This window comes from Candidatus Pantoea formicae (genome assembly GCF_011752625.1).
GTDB classification, from domain to species: domain Bacteria; phylum Pseudomonadota; class Gammaproteobacteria; order Enterobacterales; family Enterobacteriaceae; genus Pantoea; species Pantoea formicae.
In genome coordinates this window covers 835,355-855,586 of record NZ_VWXD01000002.1, presented here as the reverse complement: position 1 = coordinate 855,586, position 20,232 = coordinate 835,355, and the positions used below count along the sequence as shown (strand labels likewise).

Annotated in this window: 22 protein-coding genes; 14 read left to right on the top strand and 8 right to left on the bottom strand. The window is 55.2% G+C overall.

Features of this window, described 5'->3' with window-relative positions:
* From F3J38_RS08710 to F3J38_RS08700, 3 genes are read right to left on the bottom strand one after another with little or no spacing between them, the layout of a single operon-like run.
* Complete coding sequence (locus F3J38_RS08710) at window positions 1–1,398, bottom strand: AtzE family amidohydrolase (RefSeq protein WP_167136973.1); 1,398 nt, start codon at window positions 1,396–1,398, stop codon at window positions 1–3.
* Window positions 1,395–1,580, bottom strand: coding sequence for an oxalurate catabolism protein HpxX (gene hpxX / locus F3J38_RS08705; RefSeq protein ID WP_167136971.1), 186 nt, complete (start codon window positions 1,578–1,580; stop codon window positions 1,395–1,397). Before hpxX ends, F3J38_RS08710 begins: the two co-directional genes overlap by 4 nt.
* A gap of 11 nt (window positions 1,581–1,591) precedes the next feature.
* Entirely contained in the window at window positions 1,592–3,178 is a 1,587-nt protein-coding gene (locus F3J38_RS08700; protein WP_167136968.1) for a gamma-glutamyltransferase family protein, read from the bottom strand.
* A 161-nt stretch (window positions 3,179–3,339) separates the two neighbouring features.
* On the opposite strand from F3J38_RS08700, the gene hpxU reads away from it, so the two are divergent.
* The 10 genes from hpxU (at window position 3,340) to katG (ending at window position 13,042) form a co-directional block, all read left to right on the top strand.
* Window positions 3,340–4,179 carry a MurR/RpiR family transcriptional regulator HpxU gene (hpxU, locus tag F3J38_RS08695; protein WP_167137149.1) on the top strand — a complete coding sequence of 280 codons (840 nt, stop codon included), beginning with the start codon at window positions 3,340–3,342 and terminating at the stop codon, window positions 4,177–4,179.
* A 193-nt stretch (window positions 4,180–4,372) separates the two neighbouring features.
* Window positions 4,373–5,158: a transporter substrate-binding domain-containing protein gene (locus tag F3J38_RS08690; protein WP_167136966.1), complete on the top strand. Its 786-nt coding sequence runs from the start codon at window positions 4,373–4,375 to the stop codon at window positions 5,156–5,158.
* Window positions 5,159–5,162: 4 nt separating this feature from the next.
* Window positions 5,163–5,831 carry an amino acid ABC transporter permease gene (locus F3J38_RS08685; RefSeq protein WP_167136963.1) on the top strand — a complete coding sequence of 223 codons (669 nt, stop codon included), beginning with the start codon at window positions 5,163–5,165 and terminating at the stop codon, window positions 5,829–5,831.
* Window positions 5,828–6,484 carry an amino acid ABC transporter permease gene (locus F3J38_RS08680; RefSeq protein ID WP_167136960.1) on the top strand — a complete coding sequence of 219 codons (657 nt, stop codon included), beginning with the start codon at window positions 5,828–5,830 and terminating at the stop codon, window positions 6,482–6,484. The genes F3J38_RS08685 and F3J38_RS08680 overlap by 4 nt, the downstream gene beginning before the upstream one ends.
* Complete coding sequence (locus tag F3J38_RS08675; protein WP_167136957.1) at window positions 6,465–7,196, top strand: amino acid ABC transporter ATP-binding protein; 732 nt, start codon at window positions 6,465–6,467, stop codon at window positions 7,194–7,196. Before F3J38_RS08680 ends, F3J38_RS08675 begins: the two co-directional genes overlap by 20 nt.
* Before the next feature lie 20 nt (window positions 7,197–7,216).
* Window positions 7,217–8,452, top strand: coding sequence for a pyridoxal-phosphate-dependent aminotransferase family protein (locus F3J38_RS08670; protein WP_167136955.1), 1,236 nt, complete (start codon window positions 7,217–7,219; stop codon window positions 8,450–8,452).
* Window positions 8,449–9,708 (top strand): allantoate amidohydrolase, encoded by a 1,260-nt coding sequence (gene hpxK / locus F3J38_RS08665; RefSeq protein WP_205298150.1) that lies wholly within the window; start codon window positions 8,449–8,451, stop codon window positions 9,706–9,708. Before F3J38_RS08670 ends, hpxK begins: the two co-directional genes overlap by 4 nt.
* Before the next feature lie 12 nt (window positions 9,709–9,720).
* Window positions 9,721–10,215 carry a 2-oxo-4-hydroxy-4-carboxy-5-ureidoimidazoline decarboxylase gene (gene uraD / locus F3J38_RS08660; protein ID WP_167136949.1) on the top strand — a complete coding sequence of 165 codons (495 nt, stop codon included), beginning with the start codon at window positions 9,721–9,723 and terminating at the stop codon, window positions 10,213–10,215.
* Window positions 10,212–10,547 (top strand): hydroxyisourate hydrolase, encoded by a 336-nt coding sequence (gene uraH, locus F3J38_RS08655; protein WP_167136946.1) that lies wholly within the window; start codon window positions 10,212–10,214, stop codon window positions 10,545–10,547. Before uraD ends, uraH begins: the two co-directional genes overlap by 4 nt.
* A gap of 296 nt (window positions 10,548–10,843) precedes the next feature.
* A complete protein-coding gene (katG, locus tag F3J38_RS08650) occupies window positions 10,844–13,042 on the top strand; it encodes a catalase/peroxidase HPI (RefSeq protein ID WP_167136943.1) in 2,199 nt (732 codons plus the stop codon).
* A gap of 43 nt (window positions 13,043–13,085) precedes the next feature.
* Here the strand turns inward: katG and F3J38_RS08645 are convergent, their stop codons facing one another.
* From F3J38_RS08645 to F3J38_RS08630, 4 genes are all read right to left on the bottom strand, one after another.
* A complete protein-coding gene (locus F3J38_RS08645) occupies window positions 13,086–13,502 on the bottom strand; it encodes a helix-turn-helix domain-containing protein (protein WP_167136940.1) in 417 nt (138 codons plus the stop codon).
* On the bottom strand, window positions 13,499–13,810 hold the full coding sequence (locus F3J38_RS08640; protein WP_167137146.1) for a type II toxin-antitoxin system HigB family toxin: 312 nt from the start codon (window positions 13,808–13,810) through the stop codon (window positions 13,499–13,501). The genes F3J38_RS08645 and F3J38_RS08640 overlap by 4 nt, the downstream gene beginning before the upstream one ends.
* A 116-nt stretch (window positions 13,811–13,926) precedes the next feature.
* Window positions 13,927–14,697, bottom strand: coding sequence for an amidohydrolase (locus F3J38_RS08635; RefSeq protein WP_167136937.1), 771 nt, complete (start codon window positions 14,695–14,697; stop codon window positions 13,927–13,929).
* A complete protein-coding gene (locus tag F3J38_RS08630; protein WP_167136934.1) occupies window positions 14,685–15,845 on the bottom strand; it encodes a pyridoxal phosphate-dependent aminotransferase in 1,161 nt (386 codons plus the stop codon). The genes F3J38_RS08635 and F3J38_RS08630 overlap by 13 nt, the downstream gene beginning before the upstream one ends.
* A 131-nt stretch (window positions 15,846–15,976) precedes the next feature.
* Here F3J38_RS08630 and F3J38_RS08625 point away from each other — a divergent pair, with 131 nt between their 5' ends.
* The 3 genes from F3J38_RS08625 to F3J38_RS08615 are packed head-to-tail and all read left to right on the top strand — an operon-like array spanning window position 15,977 to window position 17,815.
* Window positions 15,977–16,591 (top strand): methylthioribulose 1-phosphate dehydratase, encoded by a 615-nt coding sequence (locus tag F3J38_RS08625; protein ID WP_167136930.1) that lies wholly within the window; start codon window positions 15,977–15,979, stop codon window positions 16,589–16,591.
* Window positions 16,588–17,271, top strand: coding sequence for an acireductone synthase (mtnC, locus tag F3J38_RS08620; RefSeq protein WP_167136928.1), 684 nt, complete (start codon window positions 16,588–16,590; stop codon window positions 17,269–17,271). Before F3J38_RS08625 ends, mtnC begins: the two co-directional genes overlap by 4 nt.
* Window position 17,272: 1 nt before the next feature.
* A complete protein-coding gene (locus F3J38_RS08615) occupies window positions 17,273–17,815 on the top strand; it encodes a 1,2-dihydroxy-3-keto-5-methylthiopentene dioxygenase (protein ID WP_167136925.1) in 543 nt (180 codons plus the stop codon).
* Between the two features lie 91 nt (window positions 17,816–17,906).
* On the opposite strand, the gene mtnA is transcribed toward F3J38_RS08615, so the two are convergent.
* Entirely contained in the window at window positions 17,907–18,926 is a 1,020-nt protein-coding gene (gene mtnA / locus F3J38_RS08610; protein WP_167136922.1) for an S-methyl-5-thioribose-1-phosphate isomerase, read from the bottom strand.
* Between the two features lie 105 nt (window positions 18,927–19,031).
* Here mtnA and mtnK point away from each other — a divergent pair, with 105 nt between their 5' ends.
* On the top strand, window positions 19,032–20,231 hold the full coding sequence (mtnK, locus tag F3J38_RS08605) for an S-methyl-5-thioribose kinase (protein ID WP_167136919.1): 1,200 nt from the start codon (window positions 19,032–19,034) through the stop codon (window positions 20,229–20,231).
* The last annotated feature ends 1 nt before the right edge of the window (window position 20,232 follow it).

The window sequence follows — 20,232 nt, the reverse complement described above, 5'->3', positions numbered from 1 at the left end:
TTAAGCATCCATTAACGTGGTTTGCGGCAGTGTAATTCCCTGCTGCTGCAATGCCCAGGCAGCGCGCAACGCCAAATGTTCTTTAAAGGGCGCCGCGATCAATTGCAGGCCAATCGGCAACCCATTGGCCGTTTGCAGGGGAACGGTGCATACCGGCAAGCCCAAGAACGAAATCGGTTGTGTCAGCATGCCCATACTGGCGCGTGTGGGTAAATCCTGCCCGTTGATACGCATCATCTCTTGTCCGATGGTGGTTGCGGTGCAAGGCGTCGCGGGTGCGATCAGCACATCAAACTGTTCAAACAGCGGGAGTACCTGTTGCTGAAAGTGGCGACGGAAGCGTTGTGCCTGCACATACCAAGCGGAGGGCAGCATCGCGCCTGCCAGTAAACGCTCGCGCGAGTTGGGTTCAAACTGATCTGGCCTATCGCGCAGGGCAGGCAGATAGTGATTTCCACCTTCTGCTGCGGTCATGATGAAGGCGGCAGAGCGGGCAATTTCTGCATTGGGTAAGGTGACTTCTTCATGGGCATTCAGCGCTTTTGCCACAGTCGCGACGGCTGCGCGTGCTTCATCGCTGCACCATGTCGAGAAGAAGCCACCCAGCACCGCACTGCGAAGGCCTTCAGTGCCTTGGGATAATTCATCACTGACGGGGGCTAAGGGTTGTGCGGACTGGAAGGCATCTTGGGCATCACGACCTTGCAGTGCGTCATACACCAGGCTTAAATCTTCCACCGATCGCGCGAACGGGCCGATATGATCGAGGCTGGCAACAAAAGGATGGCTACCACTGCGCGACAAACGACCAAAGGTCGGTTTCAGTCCAAAGATGCCACACAGCGAAGCGGGAACACGGATGGAGCCGTTAGTATCCGTGCCCAGTGAGAAATGCACCAGCCCCGCCGCGACGGCAGCCGCCGAACCTCCCGACGATCCCCCTGCGACGCGCGTCAAATCACGAGGATTACGGGTTGCACCGTAATGCGTATTTTCAGTGGTAAAACCGTAAGCATAAGCATCCATATTGAGCATGCCGGAGAGCAGTGCGCCAGATTGACGGAGCTGACTCACCGCCCACGCATCCTCTGATGCAACGGGGCGATTGCTGAACAGGCGGGCACCCGCTAACGTCGCGTGTCCGGCCACATCGAACAGATTTTTGACTGCGTAGGGTATGCCCGCCAGTGCGGGTAACGCCTCTCCGCGCAGGCGTTGTTGATCAATTTGATCGGCTTCATGCAACATACGCAAGCCAGTGACTTCCGTCCATGCGTTGATCGCTGGATTAGCGTGCTCAATCTGCTTTAACGTCTGTTCTGCCACATCGCGGGCAGAGATTTCACCCTTATTCAGCGCCAGGTTTAACGCTTTGATCGATAGCGAGGCGAGTTTCATGGATGGAAGACTCCTGCCATTTCTAGCCGATCGTCGAGCGGGAATGACATCAATGGCTCAGCGATGGTGGCGATGCGAGTAAACTGCGTCATCAGCTCGGCACGACGTGTGGCATCCAGCTCCAGAGATAAAATCTGTTCCATCTGGGCGATATACGCAGCCCAATCGGGTTGAGTGTTCATTGATATCTCCTCTAAAAACCGGCAGCACTGCCGTTGCTACGTGGATCGAACGCGCCTTCCAGCATGCCGTTGTTGTGTCTGATGATGGCGCCGGCGTGGCCGACCACTTCACTGTAATCGGGGAGCAACTCCACCTCATGGCCGAGTTGACGTAACTGCTGCACTGTCTCCGGCGCGATGCGGGATTCCAGTTTGAGCGAATCAGAGGATTGTCCCCAGGTGCGGCCCAGCAACCAGCGCGGTGCGCTAACGGCCTGCTGTAGTGGCTGCCCCTGAATAACATGTCGAGTAAAAATGGCGGCCTGAGTTTGTGGCTGGCCATCGCCGCCCATCGAGCCATACACCATGGTGCGGCCATCTTTCAGGCGAGCGGCAGCAGGATTAAGGGTATGGAAAGGTTGTTTGCCCGGTTCCAGTGCCAGAAGATGGCCCGGCTGCAGGCTAAATGCTGCCCCGCGGTTCTGCCAGGTGATACCGGTGCCCGGCAGCACCACACCGCTGCCAAATTCGTGATAGATGCTCTGGATAAAGGAAACGGCCAGGCCACTGCTGTCCATCACGCCCATCCACACGGTGTCGCCAGGGCCGCGTCCTGTGCCCCATGAGGCGGCTTGCTGGTCATCCACTTGGGCCGCGAGTGTAGACAGGTGTTCTTCATTCAGCAGATCCTGCACATTGAAGTCGATGTGGCGTGGATCAGTGATGTGCTTATCGCGCAGTGCGAAGGCTTTTTTAGTGGCTTCGACGATGCGATGTACCGTTTGCGCTTCATCCGCTTCCGCCATGTTTAGCCGGTCGGTGATGCCAAGGATCGCCAGTGACACCAGCCCTTGTGTGGGAGGCGTCATATTCCAGATGTCGCCTTCACTGTGTGCCAGGTGCAGAGGCGTGCAGCGGCGCGCTTGCTGTTTTTGTAGATCTTCCAGCGTCACGGGCATACCCAGCGCGCTCATTTCTCGCGCCAGATGATGCGCCAACTCGCCACGATAGAAGCTCTCTAATCCTTGTTCACTCAGCACACTGAGTGTATTGGCGAGGGCTGGCTGGGTAAAACGGCTCCCCGCGACAGGGACATTGCCGTCTGGCAGGAATGTTGCGGCGAATCCCGGCTGATGCTGCAATTCGGCTTGTTTAGCGGCGGTCGCAGCGGCTTGTGAGGCGGTGACAGGAATACCATCGGCAGCATAGCGAATGGCATCGCGCAGTAAACGAGCTAACGGCAAAGGGGCTGAGCCAAGCTCTTCAGCCAGGGTTAGCGCTTCTTGCCAGCCGCTCACTGTCCCTGCCACGGTCAACGCCGCCTTAGGGCCGCGATGCGGAATGTGACGCTCACCATGATAGAAATCAAGGTGCGCCAGCGAACCGGCTGCGCCGCTGGCGTCGATAGCGACAGGATCACCCTGTGGCGGTACCACCAGCCAAAAACCATCTCCACCCAACCCGTTCATGTGCGGATAGACCACCGCGATAGTGGCCGCGGCCGCGACCATGGCTTCAATGGCATTACCGCCTTCGCGTAGCACGGCCAGTGCGCTCTCACTGGCGAGATGATGTGGGGTGACGGCCATGCCCAACGGGGCCATGTTGCTCTGTATCATAGTGAACTCTTCATGATTAATTCTTTTGTTGCTGCGTAATAAATTGCGCAGCGACAAATCCGTGCAGTGACTCAAGCAAGAGCTGTTCCAGTTTTGGGTGCAGCATCAATCTGGATCGATTTGTGCTAGCTTGTGATGAAACGAAAGTTACAGGACCGATGATGAAACAGCTTGATGAACGACTACGCAGTCACTATCCGCAACTGTCGCCGCAAGAGCAGCGCATTGCCGACTTTGTGTTTGACCATTTTGATGATCTGATCAGCTATAACAGCGCAGAGCTGGCGAGGCTGAGCGGGGTTTCAAAAGCGACGGTGAGCCGCCTGTTTAAGCGTCTGGGCTATGAAAAATACAAAGATATGCGTGATGAACTGCGGGTGCTGCGCCAGAGCGGCATGCCGCTGACGGATAATCGCGACGCAGTACAAGGCAACACCTTGTTGTCACGCCACTACAAGCAGGAAATGGCGAATCTGACACAGTGGGTGAATAGCATTGATCCACAGCAATTTGGCGAAGTCATCCAGGCGCTGGGTAGTGCTAAACGGGTCTTTATCATTGGTATGCGTAACGCTTATCCCGTGGCGCTGCACTTACGTCAGCAGCTGATGCAAGCGCGCCCACAGGTCTACGTGCTGCCCCAGCCCGGTCAGACGCTGGGGGAAGAGCTGGTGGATATCACACCAGAAGATATGGTGGTGGTGATGGCCTTTCGTCGGCGCCCACGTATTATCCGCCCACTCATGCAGCAGTTGCAGCAGAGCAGCATCCCGGTACTGGCGCTGTGTGAGCCGCAGGCGCAGGGAATTATCACCTTGGCGCAGTGGCAGTTATGTGCACCGCTGGACAGCGTCTCCGCCTTTGATAGCTATGCATCTGCGATGAGCCTGATCAACTTGCTGGCCAACGCGCTGCTGCATGAAATGTTGACGCAAGGGCGTCAGCGTATTCACCAAATCGCCGATCTTTATCAGCATCTTGATGAGTTAGAACACCGATAGTGGGCACCATTTTGGTGCTTTGCACTTTTTTTGATCGTCACTATTAACGGGCATCTGGCCCGTTTTATCTGTTAAAACCTCTGCGGTTATCCATTTTCACGTGCATCAACTCCCTGGCACTTTGGTTGGCACATTAGTTGCAAATCAATTAATCAAGAATCTTTTGTTTCACGAAAACTCACCGGGGTGCATAATGAAAAAAGTTTTACTGGCAGTAGCAGGCGCAGCATTGCTGATGGCACAGATTGGTAGCGCGATGGCCGACCAACTGCAGGATATTCAGAAGCGTGGTGTTATCCGTGTTGCGGTGCCGCAGGATTTTCCGCCGTTTGGTTCAGTTGGCACGGATTTGCAGCCGCAGGGCTATGACATCGACATGGCCAAGTACCTGGCAAAGGAGATGAAACTGAAGTTGCAGCTGGTCCCTGTCTCCAGTGCCAACCGCGTGCCGTATCTGCAAACCGATAAAGTGGATCTGGTGATCTCCAGCATGGGCAAAAACGCTGAGCGTGAAAAAGTGATCGATTTCACTCGCGCCTATGCACCGTTCTTCCTTGGTGTGTTTGGCCCGAAAGGCGAAACCTTGAAAGATGCGGCCGCGTTAAGCGGTAAATCCATCGGTGTGACGCGTGGTGCGGTGGAAGACATGGTGCTGAGCGACATTGCACCGAAGGATGCGCAGGTGAAACGTTATGAAGATAACAACACCACGCTGTCGGCCTATCTTTCTGGTCAGGTTCAGTATGTCGCAACCGGTAACCTCGTGGTGGCTGCCATTGCGCGCCAGAACGCTGAAAAAGCACCGGTGCCGCAATTTATGCTGAAAGATTCACCGTGCTTTATCGGTCTGAAGAAAGATGAACCGGCGCTGAAAGACAAAGTGAATGCGTTGATTGAGCAGGGCATCAAAGACGGTACGCTGAACAAGCTGTCAGAAGAGTGGCTGAAAGCCCCACTGCCAGCCAACCTCGGCGCATAACGCAATGATTGGGCAACTCAATTTTGCAGATCTCTGGCCGCACTGGCCAGAGTTACTGGCAGGGCTGTGGGTCACGATTCAGATAACGGTTCTCGCCACGGTGGGCGGTGTGAGCTTGGGTATCCTCGGCGCGGCACTGCGCAGTGGCAAACCGAGCTGGGCGAGTCGCATCTGGGGCGTTTATGTCGAGCTGATCCGAAATACGCCATTTGTGGTACAGCTGTTTTTTATCGTCTTTGGTTTGCCCAATCTTGGTCTGAAACTGACGGCGGGCGAAGCAGCGCTGCTGGCGATGTTGATTAACCTTGGCGCCTATAGCACTGAAATTATCCGTGCCGGGATTCAGGTGACGCCGAAGGGGCAGTGGGAAGCGGGCCGTGTACTGGGGTTGACCCGCGCTCAGACCTTTATCCGCGTGGTACTGCCGCCGTCGCTGCAACGTATTTATCCGGCGCTGGTGAGCCAGTGCATCATTGTGATGCTGGGTTCATCGGTGGTGTCTCAGGTGTCGTACGAAGAGCTGACCTTCGCTGCTAACTTGATTCAGTCGCGTACATTTTTGAGTTTTGAAGTCTATCTGGTGACCACGTTGATCTATTTGGCGTTGTCGATTGCCATGCGACAGCTGCTGCTGGCGCTGGGGCGTAAATGGTTTGGAGCGCAGCCCGCATGACAACCTTTACTGACTGGGACATCCTGCGCAACCTGCTGCTGGCGGCGCGCTGGACGATTTTGCTGTCGCTGGTGGCTTTTTTCGGCGGCACGCTGGTGACCTTACCGCTGCTGTTTCTGCGCCTGCTGAAACGCCCTTGGCTGACGCGCCTGATTCGCTGCTACACCGAACTGTTTCAAGGCACACCGTTGTTAATGCAGCTGTTTCTGGCCTTCTTCGGTGTGGGTTTATTCGGCATTGATGTGGCGCCCTGGACCGCGGCTTCACTGGCGTTAACGCTCTACACCAGTGCATTTTTGGTGGATATCTGGCATGGCAGTATTCGCGCCTTGCCTAAAGGCCAGTGGGAAGCTTCGCGTTGCCTTGGCCTGAGTTTTGGTCAAACGCTGTTTCGTGTGGTGGCGCCGCAAGCGATTCGTATCGCCATCGCGCCCACCGTAGGTTTTGCCGTGCAGGTGATCAAAGGGACTGCGCTGGCATCAATTATCGGCTTCGTCGAACTGACCAAGGCCGGCACCATTTTGAATAACGTGACTTATCAGCCTTTCAAGGTATTTGGCCTGGTGGCGCTGGGTTACTTCCTGATGTGTTATCCGCTGTCGCGTTACAGCCAGTACCTGGAGAAAAAATTCAATGCCGCTCATCACCATTAATCAGGTCCAGAAGTTCTACGGCGACAACCACGTTCTGAAAGGTGTCGATCTGGATATCGACAACGGCGAGGTGATTTCGATCATCGGCCGCAGCGGCTCGGGCAAAAGTACCTTGCTGCGTTGCATGAACGGACTGGAAGGCTACCAGGAAGGCAGCATCAAACTCGGCGGTATGACGATCACTGACCGTGAATCGCAGGCACGTGAAATCAGCCGCTCGGTGGGCATGGTGTTCCAGAACTTCAACCTGTTCCCGCACATGACTGCGCTGGAGAACGTGATGCTGGCGCCGCGCCGGGTACTGAAGAAAAGCGAAGCCGAATGTCGCGAACTGGCCACGCAGATGCTGGAAAAGGTTGGGCTGGGCGAACGCATCAATTACTACCCAGCCAATTTATCCGGTGGTCAACAGCAGCGTGTGGCGATTGCCCGTGCGTTGGCAATGCAGCCGAAAGTATTACTCTGTGACGAGATCACCTCAGCGCTCGATCCTGAGCTGGTGGGTGAGGTGCTGAAGGTGCTGGAACAGCTGGCTGCCGAGGGCATGACCTTGATCCTCGTTACCCATGAAATGAACTTCGCCCGTGATGTGGGTGATCGCGTGGTGTTTATGCATCAGGGCCGCGTCTGGGAGCAGGGAGACAGCAAAACGCTGTTTGCCAATCCGCAGACCGCTGAGCTTAAACAGTTTATCTCCACCGTCCGTCTTTAAGTCTTTAAAAGGAATAGCACATGGATATCAGTCAGTTTTCGCAAATTAATCCACCACAACGCCTGCTGATGGGGCCCGGTCCTATCAACGCCGATCCGCGTGTCCTGCGCGCCATGTCGAGCCAACTGCTGGGGCAGTACGATCCGGCAATGACGCACTACATGAATGAAGTGATGGCGCTGTATCGTGGTGTATTTCGTACCGAAAACCGCTGGACCATGTTGATTGACGGCACCTCGCGCGCCGGTATCGAAGCGATTCTGCTCTCGGCTATCCGTCCGGGCGACAAAGTGCTGGTGCCGGTGTTTGGCCGCTTTGGTCATCTGCTGTGTGAAATCGCCCGCCGCTGTCGCGCCGAAGTGCATACCATTGAAGTGCCGTGGGGCGAAGTATTCACCCCTGACCAAATTGAAGACGCGATCAAAAAAGTGCAGCCACGCCTGCTGCTGACGGTGCAGGGCGATACCTCCACCACCATGCTGCAGCCGCTGGAGCAACTTGGTGCTATCTGCCAGAAATATGGCGTGTTGTTCTATACCGATGCCACCGCTTCACTGGGCGGTAACGCGCTGGAAACCGATGCCTGGGGACTGGATGCCGTTTCCGCCGGGATGCAGAAATGCTTGGGTGGACCTTCAGGTACTTCACCGATCACCCTCAGCCCACAGATGGAAGCGGTGATCCGCAAACGTAAGTGTGTGGAAGAGGGCATTCGTACTGCGGATCATCAGGATGGCGATGACGAGATGATCTACTCCAACTATTTCGATCTCGGCATGATCATGGATTACTGGGGGCCGGAGCGTCTGAACCATCATACCGAAGCCACTACCGCGCTGTTTGGTGCGCGTGAGTGCGCGCGTTTGATGATGCAAGAAGGGCTGGATAACGGCATTGCACGTCATAAGTTGCACGGTGAGGCGATGCTGAAAGGCATTCAGGGCATGGGCCTCGAAACCTTTGGTGACCTGAAGCATAAGATGAACAACGTGCTTGGCGTGGTGATCCCGCAGGGCGTGAATGGCGATCAGGTACGCAAATTGGTGCTGGAAGATTTTGGTATTGAGATCGGCACCTCCTTTGGTCCGCTGCATGGCAAAGTGTGGCGTATCGGTACCATGGGCTACAACGCACGCAAAGATTGCGTGATGCAAACCCTGAGCGCGCTGGAAGCGGTGTTAAACCATGTTGGCTTCCGTTCGACACAAGGCGCGGCCATGCAGGCGGCATGGGATCATTACGGGAGCCACGCATGAGTAATAGCCTGATGACCGCCAGCGAGGCGCAATCCGCCGCCGCCCGCGTCATGGCGCGCTGCGATGCCCTCGCTGAAATCAGTGAAAACGAAGAGGGTTTGACGCGAGTTTACCTGTCTCCCGAGCAATTACGGGCTAACGCCCGCGTCGCTGAGTGGATGCAGGCCGCGGGCATGACCACCTGGCAGGATGCGGTAGGCAATATCTGTGGTCGTTATGAGTCAGCAGAGCCCGGTGCTAAAGCCTTGCTGCTGGGATCGCACCTCGATACCGTACGCAATGCCGGACGCTACGACGGTATGCTGGGTGTGCTGAGTGCGATAGAGACAGTGCAATGGCTGCATGAACGTCAACAGCGTCTGCCACTGGCTATTGAGATCGTCGGCTTTGGTGATGAAGAAGGCACGCGCTTCGGGATTACGCTGTTGGGCAGTCGGGGGATTACCGGCACATGGCCAGAGAGTTGGCTGACGCATCCCGATGGTAGCGGCACGACGGTTGCGGAAGCCATGCAGGACGTTGGTCTGGATGGCGCAAAGATCATGCAAGCCGCACGCGACGTCAACGACATTGCCGCCTATCTTGAGCTGCATATTGAACAAGGCCCGTGTCTTGAGCAGGAAGATCTGGCGCTGGGCGTGGTCACCGCGATCAACGGTGCGCGTCGCTTGAACTGCTGTTTTGTTGGTGAAGCGGGGCATGCAGGTACGGTGCCGATGACGCATCGTCAAGATGCGCTGGCAGCGGCAGCGGAGTGGATGGTGTTTGTCGAACAGACCACACGTGAACAAGGGCCACAGCTGGTGGCGACTGTTGGCACCTTGAGTTGTTTGCCGGGGGCGGTCAACGTTATCCCTGGTGAAGTGCAGCTGTCGCTGGATGTGCGGGGTCCACAGGATGAACCGCTGGAGCGTCTGCAATCTTTGCTGTTAAACCAGGCTGAAGCGATAGCGAGACGTCGTGGCCTGACATTTACCTCCAACGAGTACTACCGCATTGCCGCCACAGCTTGTGACGCACGTTTACAGCAGGCGTTGAGTCATGCAGTCGAAACCGTGCAAGGGCGCAGTCTGTCGCTACCAAGCGGCGCGGGCCACGATGCGATTGCCATAGCAGAACGTTGGCCGGTGGGCATGCTGTTCGTGCGTAATCATCGTGGCATCAGTCATCACCCGGCTGAATCGGTACAGGCTGCGGATGTGGCACAGGGCGTGCAGGCTTATGTGCAAGCGGTGTGCGATTTGGCGCGTGATTAAGGGAATGACAGTATGGATCTCGTCCGTTTCAATCAGGCCTCTGCCGTCGAGGCACTGGCAGCGATAGCGCATTGCGTCGCGATTCCTGCCTGGCAACACGCGGTGGTGACCGCACGCCCTTTTGACAATCTGACCGATCTGTATAGCGCGGCCGCGAGTCTTGCTCAACAGTGGCAAGGTGGAGAACTGGAGCAAGCGCTGAGTGCCCATCCACGCATTGGTGAGCGGGTACAGGGCGCCGGCAAAGAGGCGACGCTGTCGCGCAATGAGCAGTCGGCCATGCAGCAAGCCGACGGCGCACTGCAATTTGCCATGCTGGCAGGCAATCAATCCTATGAGCAGCGCTTTGGTCGAGTATTTTTGATTCGTGCTAAAGGACGCAGTGGCGAGGAGATGCTGGCGGAATTGCAGCGCAGACTCAACAATGATGCAGAGGCAGAACAACAGGAAGCGCTGGCACAGCTTAGGGAAATCACCTTGTTACGGTTAAAGGAGAGCATCGTATGAGCACCATTACCACGCACATTCTGGATACCGCGCTGGGTAAACCGGCCATAGGGGTGGCGATTTCGCTGGAACAGAATAGCCCGGAAGGCTGGTTGCCGATTGCGGAAGGTGAAACTGACAGCGATGGCCGTCTTAAAGATCTGACGCCAGAGCCTTTAGCGCCGGGCCATTACCGACTCACTGCCGAGATTGGTGACTACTTTGCTGCTGATGGGCGCGATGCACTCTATGTCAGCGCGCAAATTGATTTTGTGATTGGCGCAGCGGGCAGCCACTACCATCTGCCGTTTTTGATTTCACCCTGGTCGTGGTCAACCTATCGCGGCAGTTGATTATGTAACGGTCGCCATAAATGGCGACCCTACGACTGTAGGGTACGTATTGATGCGTACCTGGCCGCAAACAGCGCCTGTCTCAGTGACGCATTGATGCGTACCTGGCTGCAAATGTCACCTGTCTGAATGACGGATTTATGCGCAGCTGGCGGTAAACCCCTACTTTCTGTGCGTCATGTCACACGCTGCGCTTGAAAGACAGTAACTATCAAAACCTTCGGTTCATCCAAATATATTCTTTCACAATGTACGGTTATCTTTACCGGACAATGTGAAGCAAACGGAGCCGAAAAATGAGCACGCACGACAATAACGATAATGCAGCAGCGTCAGGTAAGTGCCCCTTTCATCACGGGGCGTCGGAAGAGAAAAGTGTTCTGGCACGCGGTGCCGGTAGCGGGACATCCAACCGCGACTGGTGGCCTAACATGCTGCGTGTCGATCTGTTAAACCAGCACTCCAACCGTTCTAATCCCCTCAGTGAAAACTTCAATTATCGCGACGAGTTCAACAAGCTGGATTACTCGGCGCTGAAAGCCGATATTCGCGCCATCCTCACCGATTCTCAATCCTGGTGGCCAGCCGACTGGGGCAGCTATATTGGGCTGTTCATTCGCATGGCATGGCACAGTGCCGGTACTTATCGCACCGTAGATGGACGCGGGGGTTCAGGCCGTGGTCAGCAGCGTTTTGCGCCGCTCAACTCGTGGCCAGACAACGTCAGCCTCGATAAAGCACGTCGCCTGCTGTGGCCGGTGAAGCAAAAATACGGTCAGAAAATTTCCTGGGCCGATCTCTACATTCTGGCGGGTAACGTCTCGCTGGAAAACGCCGGTTTCCGCACCTTCGGCTTTGGTGCCGGACGTGAAGATGTGTGGGAACCGGATATGGATGTGGATTGGGGTAACGAGAAAGAGTGGCTGGCGCATCGCCATCCAGAGAGCCTGGCCAATGCGCCGGTCGGTGCCACCGAGATGGGCCTGATTTACGTCAACCCAGAAGGCCCGGAAGCCAGCGGTGATCCAAAATCAGCGGCCCCTGCGATTCGTGCCACTTTTGGCAATATGGGCATGAACGATGAAGAGATCGTTGCGCTGATTGCTGGTGGCCACACGCTGGGTAAAACCCACGGAGCGGCAGCGGCCAGCCATGTCGGCGTTGATCCGGAAGCTTCACCGCTGGAAGCGCAGGGCCTCGGCTGGAACAGCAGCTACGGCAGCGGTTCAGGTGCCGATGCCATCACGTCAGGTCTTGAAGTGGTATGGACGCAGACGCCAACCCAGTGGAGCAACTACTTCTTTGAGAACCTGTTCAAATACGAATGGGTGCAAACCCACAGCCCGGCGGGCGCGATCCAGTTCGAAGCCGTGGATGCGGAAGCGATCATTCCAGACCCATTCGATCCCGAGAAAAAGCGCAAGCCAACCATGCTGGTCACCGACCTGACGCTGCGTTTTGACGAGGAGTTCGGCAAGATCTCCCGCCGCTTCCTCAACGATCCGCAGGCGTTCAATGAAGCCTTTGCCCGTGCCTGGTTCAAACTGACCCACCGCGATATGGGGCCAAAAGCGCGTTACATCGGTCCAGAAGTGCCGAAAGAAGATCTGATTTGGCAGGATCCATTACCGGCTGCAACGCACCAGCCCACCGCTGATGACATCACCGATTTGAAAGCGAAGATTGCGGCTTCAGGTTTAAGTGCTAGCCAACTGGTTTCTGCTGCCTGGGCATCTGCTTCCACTTTCCGAGGGGGTGACAAACGTGGCGGTGCCAACGGTGCGCGTCTGGCACTGGCGCCGCAAAACGGTTGGGCGGTCAATGCCAGCGTAATTAATGATGTGCTGCCAACCCTGCAGAAAATTCAGCAGGAGTCAGGTAAAGCGTCATTGGCGGATGTGATTGTGCTGGCCGGTAGCGTGGGTATTGAGTTGGCTGCCGCTGCTGCAGGTGTTGCGGTGCAGGTTCCCTTTACTGCTGGCCGCGTCGATGCGCGTCAGGACCAAACTGAGGTTGAGTCGTTCGATGTGCTGCAACCGCTGGCAGATGGTTTCCGTAACTATCGCCGCATCGCAGGTGGCTCATCCACCGAAACCTTGTTGCTGGATAAAGCACAGCAACTGACGCTGAGCGCACCGGAATTAACCGTGCTGCTGGGTGGTCTGCGCGTGCTGGGCACCAACTTCGATGGCAGCCATCATGGCGTGTTCACCGATCGTGTCGGCGTACTCAGCAATGACTTCTTCGTTAATTTGCTGGATATGCGCACTGCATGGCGCGCTACGGATGAGAGTGCCGAGTTGTTTGAAGGCCGCGACCGTGCCAGCGGTGAAGTGAAGTACAGTGCCACCCGCGCCGATCTGGTGTTTGGTTCTAATGCCATCCTGCGCGCACTGGCTGAAGTTTACGCCAGCAGCGATGCCAAACAGAAGTTCGTCAATGACTTCGTGGCCGCATGGACCAAGGTGATGAATCTGGATCGTTTCGAGCTGTAATTAAACGAAAGCCGCAGCGCTTATATGCTGCGGCTTTTTCTGTTTAATCTTCACGAAAGGCTTCAAATGGCAGGTTAAAACGTTTTGCCAGTGCCGCTTTATGTTTATCCGTGAGCTTACGTTCACCTTTCAAAATACGGCTAACATAAGAACGCTGACCAATTTCCTGAGCGAAAGAAGACTGGTTCAAATCGTGTTGATCCATCAAAACACGTAGCAGCGCAACTCCGCCTGGCAGGGTCTTAATTCGCGCGTTGAAGGCAGCAAATTCCGGCGCATTCTCTTCGTAATTCGCGACTTTATCGGCCAGCATTTCAATCAGTGGATGAGAGGGTTGATGCTCAATCAAATACTCAACCAACTCCAGCGCCTGCTCATAATCTGCTTTCGATTGACTACCGCCAAGCAGGGGGACGGCTTTAATCAGGTTATCTGAGGCCTGAATAGCTTCGGCGATCATTCTTTGTTCTCCCGATAGAACTTAACTAACTTGTCGTATTCAGCATGAGTACTAATGTGCTTGATGAAAATGCGACCTGCGATAAAGTCGGCGAAAAACATCAACCTGAGATTGTTACCGCCAACATTGATTACCCACCATTTCTCCCGATACTTCATACGGTCCAGGCTTGGAAAGAAATCTTTAAGCGCCTCAGGATCGGCATAATCCCTGCCATGTAAAGTGCGGTATGTCGCGTCCAGTGCTGCTGCATCATTGGGAAAACGCAGTGTAGCTTCGGCAAACATCTTCCTTGAAATAACGTGCATCATTCCCTCGACATGTTCCAACATGGAAACATTGTAGCCGATGAAAGCAATGTTTCCAATGTGGAAACAGAAAATAAAAAGAGAGAAAGCCGCATCAGAGAGACGCGGCAGAAAGCTTAATTCAGCGTATACCCATCGGCATCGCGCCACGCTGGGAAGCGTTCGCGGTAGGCTTGCAGATCATCCAGTGACAACTCCGCATCCAGTCGGGCTCGGGCAAAAGGTTCGGCCGCCGCCAGAATTTCACCCAGCGGCGAAATAATCCGGCTGTCTCCGCTGTATTGATGGCTGTTACCATCGCTGCCGACACGGTTACAACCGGCGACATACGCCTGATTTTCAATCGCGCGGGCCATCAGCAGTGACTGCCAGTGCAGCGCACGTGGTGCAGGCCAGTTGGCAACATAAAGCGCCAGATCGTAATCGTTGTGATTGCGGGAGAACACCGGGAAACGCAGGTCATAGCAAATTTGCGGCAGAATGCGCCAGCCGCGCCAGGTGAAGACTTCGCGCGTATCACCCGCGACATAGTGCTGATGCTCATTCGCCATGCGGAACAGATGGCGTTTGTCATATTGATGCACCGTGCCATTTGGCTCAACCAGCAGAAAACGGTTCACAGCACCTTTTTCGGTCTGGATGGCTGCGCTGCCACCGACCAGCGCATTGCTGGTTTTCGCATGGCCGTGTAGCCACTTAATGACCTGTTGCTGCGGCAGCGAACTCTCTGCGGCTTCCATGGCAAAGCCTGTGGTGAACATTTCAGGTAACAGAATCAGGTCGCGACCCTCAATGCCTTTTAACACACCATCAAAGTGGTGCAGGTTGGCTTCGCCGTCCATCCAGCTCAAGGTTTCCTGCAAAACGGTCATCTTCAAAGTTGACATAAGCGCTCCGCAGCGGCGATCAGCGTAGCTTCCTGTTTAGCAAAGCACAGGCGAATCAATTTGTGTGGGAAGGGATCGGCACAGAATACCGACAGCGGAATCGCTGCCACGCCAACTTCTTTGGTCAGCCACTGGCAGAAACTGACGTCGTCCAGATCGGAAATGGCACTGTAATCCAGCAGCACAAAGTAGGTGCCTTCGCACGGCAAAACCTTAAAGCGGCTGTCAGATAACGCTTCGACCAGACAATCGCGACGTTCACGATAAAAAGTGGGCAAATCGCGATAATGTTCTGGTTCCTGGCGCAGCATATCGGCAATCGCCAACTGCGCCGGCGTGTTCACTGAGAAGGTCAGATACTGGTGTACTTTGCGGATTTCGGCGCTGATCGCGGCTGGTGCAACACAGTAGCCCACTTTCCATCCGGTCATATGGAAGGTTTTGCCAAACGAAGAGACGGCAATAGCACGCTGACGTAACTCGGCATGCGCCAACACGCTGGCGTGGCCCTCTTCATCAAAGCAGATGTGCTCGTACACTTCGTCGCTCAGCACATAGATTTCTTGCTCAGCAATCGCCTGCCACAGCTCGGCATAGTCGCTTTTACGCCACACGGTGGCAGAAGGATTGTGCGGCGTATTAAGAATCACTAAACGCGTTTTAGCACTCACCAGGCTGCGAAATTCAGCCCAATCCACGCGGAATCCTGGGGGTTGTAATGCAATGCGTTTTAACACGCCTCCGGCCAGTTGCACGGCGGGCGCGTAGCTGTCATAGCTAGGGTCAAAGCAGATCACTTCGTCGCCCGGCCGCACCAGCGCGGTAATGGCGGCATACAGGGCTTCGGTGGCACCCGCGGTCACGGTAATATCGCTGTTCACGTCCGGTTTATGGCCGTAAAGCTCAACTGTTTTATCAACAATCGCTTCACGCAGTGGTAACGCACCAATCATCGGTGCATATTGGTTTGCACCCTGGCTGACGTGAAAGGCCAGACGCTCTTGCAGATAGCGCGGGCCGTCAAAATCCGGGAAACCTTGTGACAGGTTAATGGCATTGTGCTGCGCGGCTAAGGCGCTCATTTGTGTAAAAATAGTGGTGCCGAGCGCCGGTAATTTGCTCTCGGGAATCAGGTTGTGCTGCGTCATTGTTTAGTGGCCTTAAGCGCGAATGTCGATGCGGAGAAACCCTGTGTTGATGCCACTCTACACAGGATGGTAATATTTGGCAATCGAGACGCTTAGACGTCTAAATACAACTTCGGAGCCTCACCTTCACTATGACGGATTTTCTCCCACTGGAACATTTAGTGGCTGCCTGCCACTGGATCGGCGCCAAAGGCTGGGCACCTGCCACCGGCGGTAACATGTCGGTGCGCCAGGGCGCGGAATATTGCTTGCTGAGTGCATCCGGCAAAGATAAAGGCAATTTGACGCGTGATGACTTTATTCAGGTTGAAATTGCCACCAACCTTGTTCCTTCTGGACGTAAGCCGTCAGCGGAAACCGGGTTGCATACCTTGATTTATCGTTTGTTCCCGCAAGCGGGCGCGGTCCTGCACACCCATACGGTGAATTCTACCGTGCTGTCGCGTGTGGAGAAGGGTAACGCGTTGTTGCTGAGTGGCTACGAGATGCAGAAAACGCTCGCCGGACAGGATACCCATCTCAACACCGTGGCGATCCCGGTGTTTGATAATGACCAGGATATTGATGCACTGGCGCAGCGTATTGAAGCCTTTGCTGCAGATATGCCGTTGCAGTACGGCTTCCTGCTGCGCGGTCATGGCTTAACTTGCTGGGGTAAAGACGTCAACGAAGCGCGTCGCCATCTGGAAGGGCTGGAATTCCTGTTTGAATGTGAACTGCAACGTCGGCTGTTGGAGGCCAAATGATTCGCGCAATTGTTACCGATATTGAAGGCACCACCAGTGATATTCAGTTTGTGCACAAGGTGTTGTTCCCTTATGCGCGTCAGCATTTAGCCGCTTTTGTGCGTGAAAATCAGGCGGAGGAGCCGGTCATCGCGGCGTTGAATGCCGTGCGTGAAGAATCTGCTGCACCTGAGGCGACGCTGGAAGAAGTGATCGCCACTCTGATCGGTTATATCGATGAAGATCGCAAGTCGCCAGGTTTGAAAGCGCTGCAAGGCATGATTTGGCGTGCCGGTTATGTTGAAGGTCAGTTCACCGGGCACCTTTATCCGGATGTGCTGCCCGCCTTTGAACGCTGGCAGCAGCAGGGGACCGCGCTGTATGTTTATTCCTCTGGATCGGTGGCCGCGCAGAAACTGTTATTTGGCTACAGCGATGAAGGTGATTTAACCTCGCTGTTTAGCGGCTATTTTGATACGGGCGTCGGGGCGAAACGTGAAGTGCAGTCCTATCGCAATATCGCCGAGCAGATTGGCCTGGCTCCCTCTTCGTTGTTGTTCCTGTCGGATATCCATCAGGAACTTGATGCGGCGGCGGAAGCAGGCTGGCATACATTGCAGTTAATTCGTGGCGAGGCGGATAACGCCAGTCGCCATCATCAGGTGAATGATTTTTCCCAGATTAAACCGGAGTCAATTTAACATGAGTGCATTGACCATTTTTAGCGATACCGAAGCCAGCCAACCGGTGTGGCACAGTACCGATGCGGAAGCGATTCGTGAGCGCCTGAATGCCAAGAATGTGCGTTTTGAACGTTGGGAGGCCGACCGCGATCTGGGTAAAGATCCTGATGCTGAAACCGTCATCAAAGCCTATCAACACGCGATTGACCGTTTGGTGGCCGAGAAGGGTTATCAGAGCTGGGATGTGCTGAGCATGCGTGCTGACAATCCCAATAAGCAGGTGCTGCGCGAGAAGTTCCTGAATGAACATACCCACAGCGAGGATGAAGTGCGTTTCTTCGTTGAAGGATCTGGCCTGTTCTGCCTGCATATTGGCAATGAGGTGTACCAGATTCTGTGCGAGAAGAATGACCTGATTTCCGTGCCAGAGGGCACCGCGCACTGGTTTGATATGGGTTCTGAGCCGCACTTCACGGCGATTCGTATTTTCGATAACCAAGAAGGCTGGATAGCCAACTTCACCGGCGACAACATCGCGGATGCTTATCCTCGTCTGGCGTGACGAACTGTGCGCTTAAATGCGCACCCTACGAAAATCGCACTGATCAATGTAGGGTCGCCATTCATGGCGACCTTATGTTTCGGTAGGCACCTTAAGGCTGGAAAATGCCTTCCTTTACCTGCTCAGGCGTCACCACGCCGGTATCTAGCACCCATCCGCTAATCAGATCTGCGGGCGTAACATCAAACGCCGGATTGTACACGGCGGCGTTTTCCGGTGCCCACTGCACGCTACCAAAACTCCCCGACACGCCGGTGACTTCGCTGGCAGCACGCTGCTCAATCGGAATGGCATCGCCGTTCGGGCAGAGACGATCCAGCGTGGTGTGCGGTGCGGCCACGTAGAATGGAATGCCGTGATAGTGTGCCAGCACTGCCAGGCTGTAGGTGCCGATTTTGTTCGCCACGTCGCCGTTGGCGGCAATGCGGTCTGCGCCGACCCAGATGGCATCCACGACACCTCGCGCCATTAAGCTGGCGGCCATGGAATCAGTAATCAGCTGATACGGGATATTCAGTTCGCCCAGCTCCCATGCGGTCAAACGACCCCCCTGTAACAGCGGGCGGGTTTCATCCACCCAGACATTGCTGACTAAACCTTGCTGATGGGCATGGGCGATCACCCCCAGTGCGGTGCCGACACCTGCAGTGGCGAGCCCCCCCGTGTTGCAGTGCGTCAGCAATTGGCTGCCTGGCTTAACCAGTGCACTCCCTGCGCGGGCAATGTTGTCACAGAGAAGCTTATCTTCCGCCACCAGACGCAGTGCCTCAGCACTTAATGCGGTGACGTGATCGCTTTCTGCCAGCGCAATCTTCATGCGATCCAGATTGTTCATCAGGTTGACCGCCGTAGGGCGTGCCGCACGTAATACTTCCAGCGCTTCGGCTAATGCGCTGCGTGCTACACCTTGTTCGCCCAGCAGGGCCAGCAGCAAACTGGCAGAGAGGCCGATCAAAGGGGCACCGCGCACGCGCAGTGCATGGATGTGATCAACCAACTGGGCCACAGTGTGCGCAGGCAGCCAATTTTGTTGTTGAGGCAGTGCTTGTTGGTCAAGGATCCACAGTTGATTGTCGCGGACCTCAAGACTGGTGGTACGAAGTGTTTGCATGGTGTGAAATCCCTGTTGCGTTAATAGCGGCTATTGTGCCAACATGCTTGACGGATGTATAGACGTCCAAACGGCTTATTACTATCGAATGTCGAGGAACAGGCAATGTCGCAATACCGTACCTTCACCGCTGCTGATGCTGTGGAATATGCTAAAAAATTTGGCGGTGTGGACGATCCGTCAGCGCTGGTCAGCGCAGAAGAGATCGGCGATGGCAATCTCAACCTGGTGTTTAAGATTTTCGATAACCAAGGCCGCAGCCGTGTGGTCGTGAAACAAGCTCTACCCTATGTGCGTTGCGTGGGAGAATCCTGGCCGTTAACGCTGGATCGAGCGCGTCTTGAAGCACAAACGCTGGTGGAACACTATAAACACTGCCCAGAGCACACGGTTAACGTCACCCATTACGATGCCGATTTAGCGGTGATGGTAATGGAAGACCTCTCCAGCCACCGTATCTGGCGTGGCGAATTGGTGAAAGGGGCTTACTACCCTGAAGCGGGTCGTCAGCTCGGTGAATATCTGGCACAAACGTTGTTCCATACCTCCGATTTCTATCTCCATCCGCACAAGAAAAAGGCGGAAGTGGCGCGTTTCATTAACCCGGAAATGTGCGAGATCACCGAAGATCTGTTCTTCAACGATCCCTTTACCGATCATGAACGCAACAAGTATCCAGCAGCGCTGGAATCGCTGGTGGTCAGCCTGCGCACTGACGATGCACTGAAAATCGCCGTGGCCGGGCTGAAGCATCGTTTCTTTGCGGATGCCGAAGCGTTACTGCACGGGGATGTGCACAGCGGTTCTATCTTTGTGGCCGATGGTAGCCTAAAAGTGATCGATGCGGAGTTTGGCTATTTTGGTCCAATAGGCTTCGATGTGGGGAGCGCAATGGGCAACCTGCTGATTAACTACTGCTGCCTGCCTGGCTTGCTGGCACCGCGTGAAGCGGCGGAAGGGCGCGAGCGTCGTCTGAGTGATGCGCACGAAGTCTGGTCGCAGTTCTCCAGTCGCTTCCTGGAACTGGCTCATGCCAAGACTTCCGATGTGGCGCTGGCCTATCCGGGCTATGCAGAAGCCTTCCTGCGTAAAGTGTGGAGCGACACCATTGGTTATTGCGGAACGGAGCTTATTCGTCGCACCGTGGGCATGTCGCACGTGGCCGACTTCAAACAGATCGCCGATGATACGATGCGGACGGAATGTATTCGCAGTTGCATCACGTTGGGCCGTACACTGATTCTGGCAGCAGATCATATTGCGGATGTGGATGCGCTGATCGCGCGTATTCGCCAGGCGGGTTAAG

Excerpts from the sequence above, each read along its gene's own strand:
- F3J38_RS08690 (WP_167136966.1), top strand. The coding sequence starts at position 4,373 with ATGAAAAAAGTTTTACTGGCAGTAGCAGGCGCAGCATTGCTGATGGCA.
- F3J38_RS08700 (WP_167136968.1), bottom strand. The coding sequence starts at position 3,178 with ATGATACAGAGCAACATGGCCCCGTTGGGCATGGCCGTCACCCCACAT.
- hpxX (WP_167136971.1), bottom strand. The coding sequence starts at position 1,580 with ATGAACACTCAACCCGATTGGGCTGCGTATATCGCCCAGATGGAACAG.
- F3J38_RS08670 (WP_167136955.1), top strand. The coding sequence starts at position 7,217 with ATGGATATCAGTCAGTTTTCGCAAATTAATCCACCACAACGCCTGCTG.
- F3J38_RS08625 (WP_167136930.1), top strand. The coding sequence starts at position 15,977 with ATGACGGATTTTCTCCCACTGGAACATTTAGTGGCTGCCTGCCACTGG.
- F3J38_RS08640 (WP_167137146.1), bottom strand. The coding sequence starts at position 13,810 with ATGCACGTTATTTCAAGGAAGATGTTTGCCGAAGCTACACTGCGTTTT.
- mtnA (WP_167136922.1), bottom strand. The coding sequence starts at position 18,926 with ATGCAAACACTTCGTACCACCAGTCTTGAGGTCCGCGACAATCAACTG.
- F3J38_RS08630 (WP_167136934.1), bottom strand. The coding sequence starts at position 15,845 with ATGACGCAGCACAACCTGATTCCCGAGAGCAAATTACCGGCGCTCGGC.
- mtnC (WP_167136928.1), top strand. The coding sequence starts at position 16,588 with ATGATTCGCGCAATTGTTACCGATATTGAAGGCACCACCAGTGATATT.
- F3J38_RS08710 (WP_167136973.1), bottom strand. The coding sequence starts at position 1,398 with ATGAAACTCGCCTCGCTATCGATCAAAGCGTTAAACCTGGCGCTGAAT.
- F3J38_RS08635 (WP_167136937.1), bottom strand. The coding sequence starts at position 14,697 with ATGTCAACTTTGAAGATGACCGTTTTGCAGGAAACCTTGAGCTGGATG.
- uraH (WP_167136946.1), top strand. The coding sequence starts at position 10,212 with ATGAGCACCATTACCACGCACATTCTGGATACCGCGCTGGGTAAACCG.
- F3J38_RS08680 (WP_167136960.1), top strand. The coding sequence starts at position 5,828 with ATGACAACCTTTACTGACTGGGACATCCTGCGCAACCTGCTGCTGGCG.
- F3J38_RS08685 (WP_167136963.1), top strand. The coding sequence starts at position 5,163 with ATGATTGGGCAACTCAATTTTGCAGATCTCTGGCCGCACTGGCCAGAG.
- F3J38_RS08675 (WP_167136957.1), top strand. The coding sequence starts at position 6,465 with ATGCCGCTCATCACCATTAATCAGGTCCAGAAGTTCTACGGCGACAAC.
- hpxU (WP_167137149.1), top strand. The coding sequence starts at position 3,340 with ATGAAACAGCTTGATGAACGACTACGCAGTCACTATCCGCAACTGTCG.
- hpxK (WP_205298150.1), top strand. The coding sequence starts at position 8,449 with ATGAGTAATAGCCTGATGACCGCCAGCGAGGCGCAATCCGCCGCCGCC.
- F3J38_RS08615 (WP_167136925.1), top strand. The coding sequence starts at position 17,273 with ATGAGTGCATTGACCATTTTTAGCGATACCGAAGCCAGCCAACCGGTG.
- mtnK (WP_167136919.1), top strand. The coding sequence starts at position 19,032 with ATGTCGCAATACCGTACCTTCACCGCTGCTGATGCTGTGGAATATGCT.
- uraD (WP_167136949.1), top strand. The coding sequence starts at position 9,721 with ATGGATCTCGTCCGTTTCAATCAGGCCTCTGCCGTCGAGGCACTGGCA.
- katG (WP_167136943.1), top strand. The coding sequence starts at position 10,844 with ATGAGCACGCACGACAATAACGATAATGCAGCAGCGTCAGGTAAGTGC.
- F3J38_RS08645 (WP_167136940.1), bottom strand. The coding sequence starts at position 13,502 with ATGATCGCCGAAGCTATTCAGGCCTCAGATAACCTGATTAAAGCCGTC.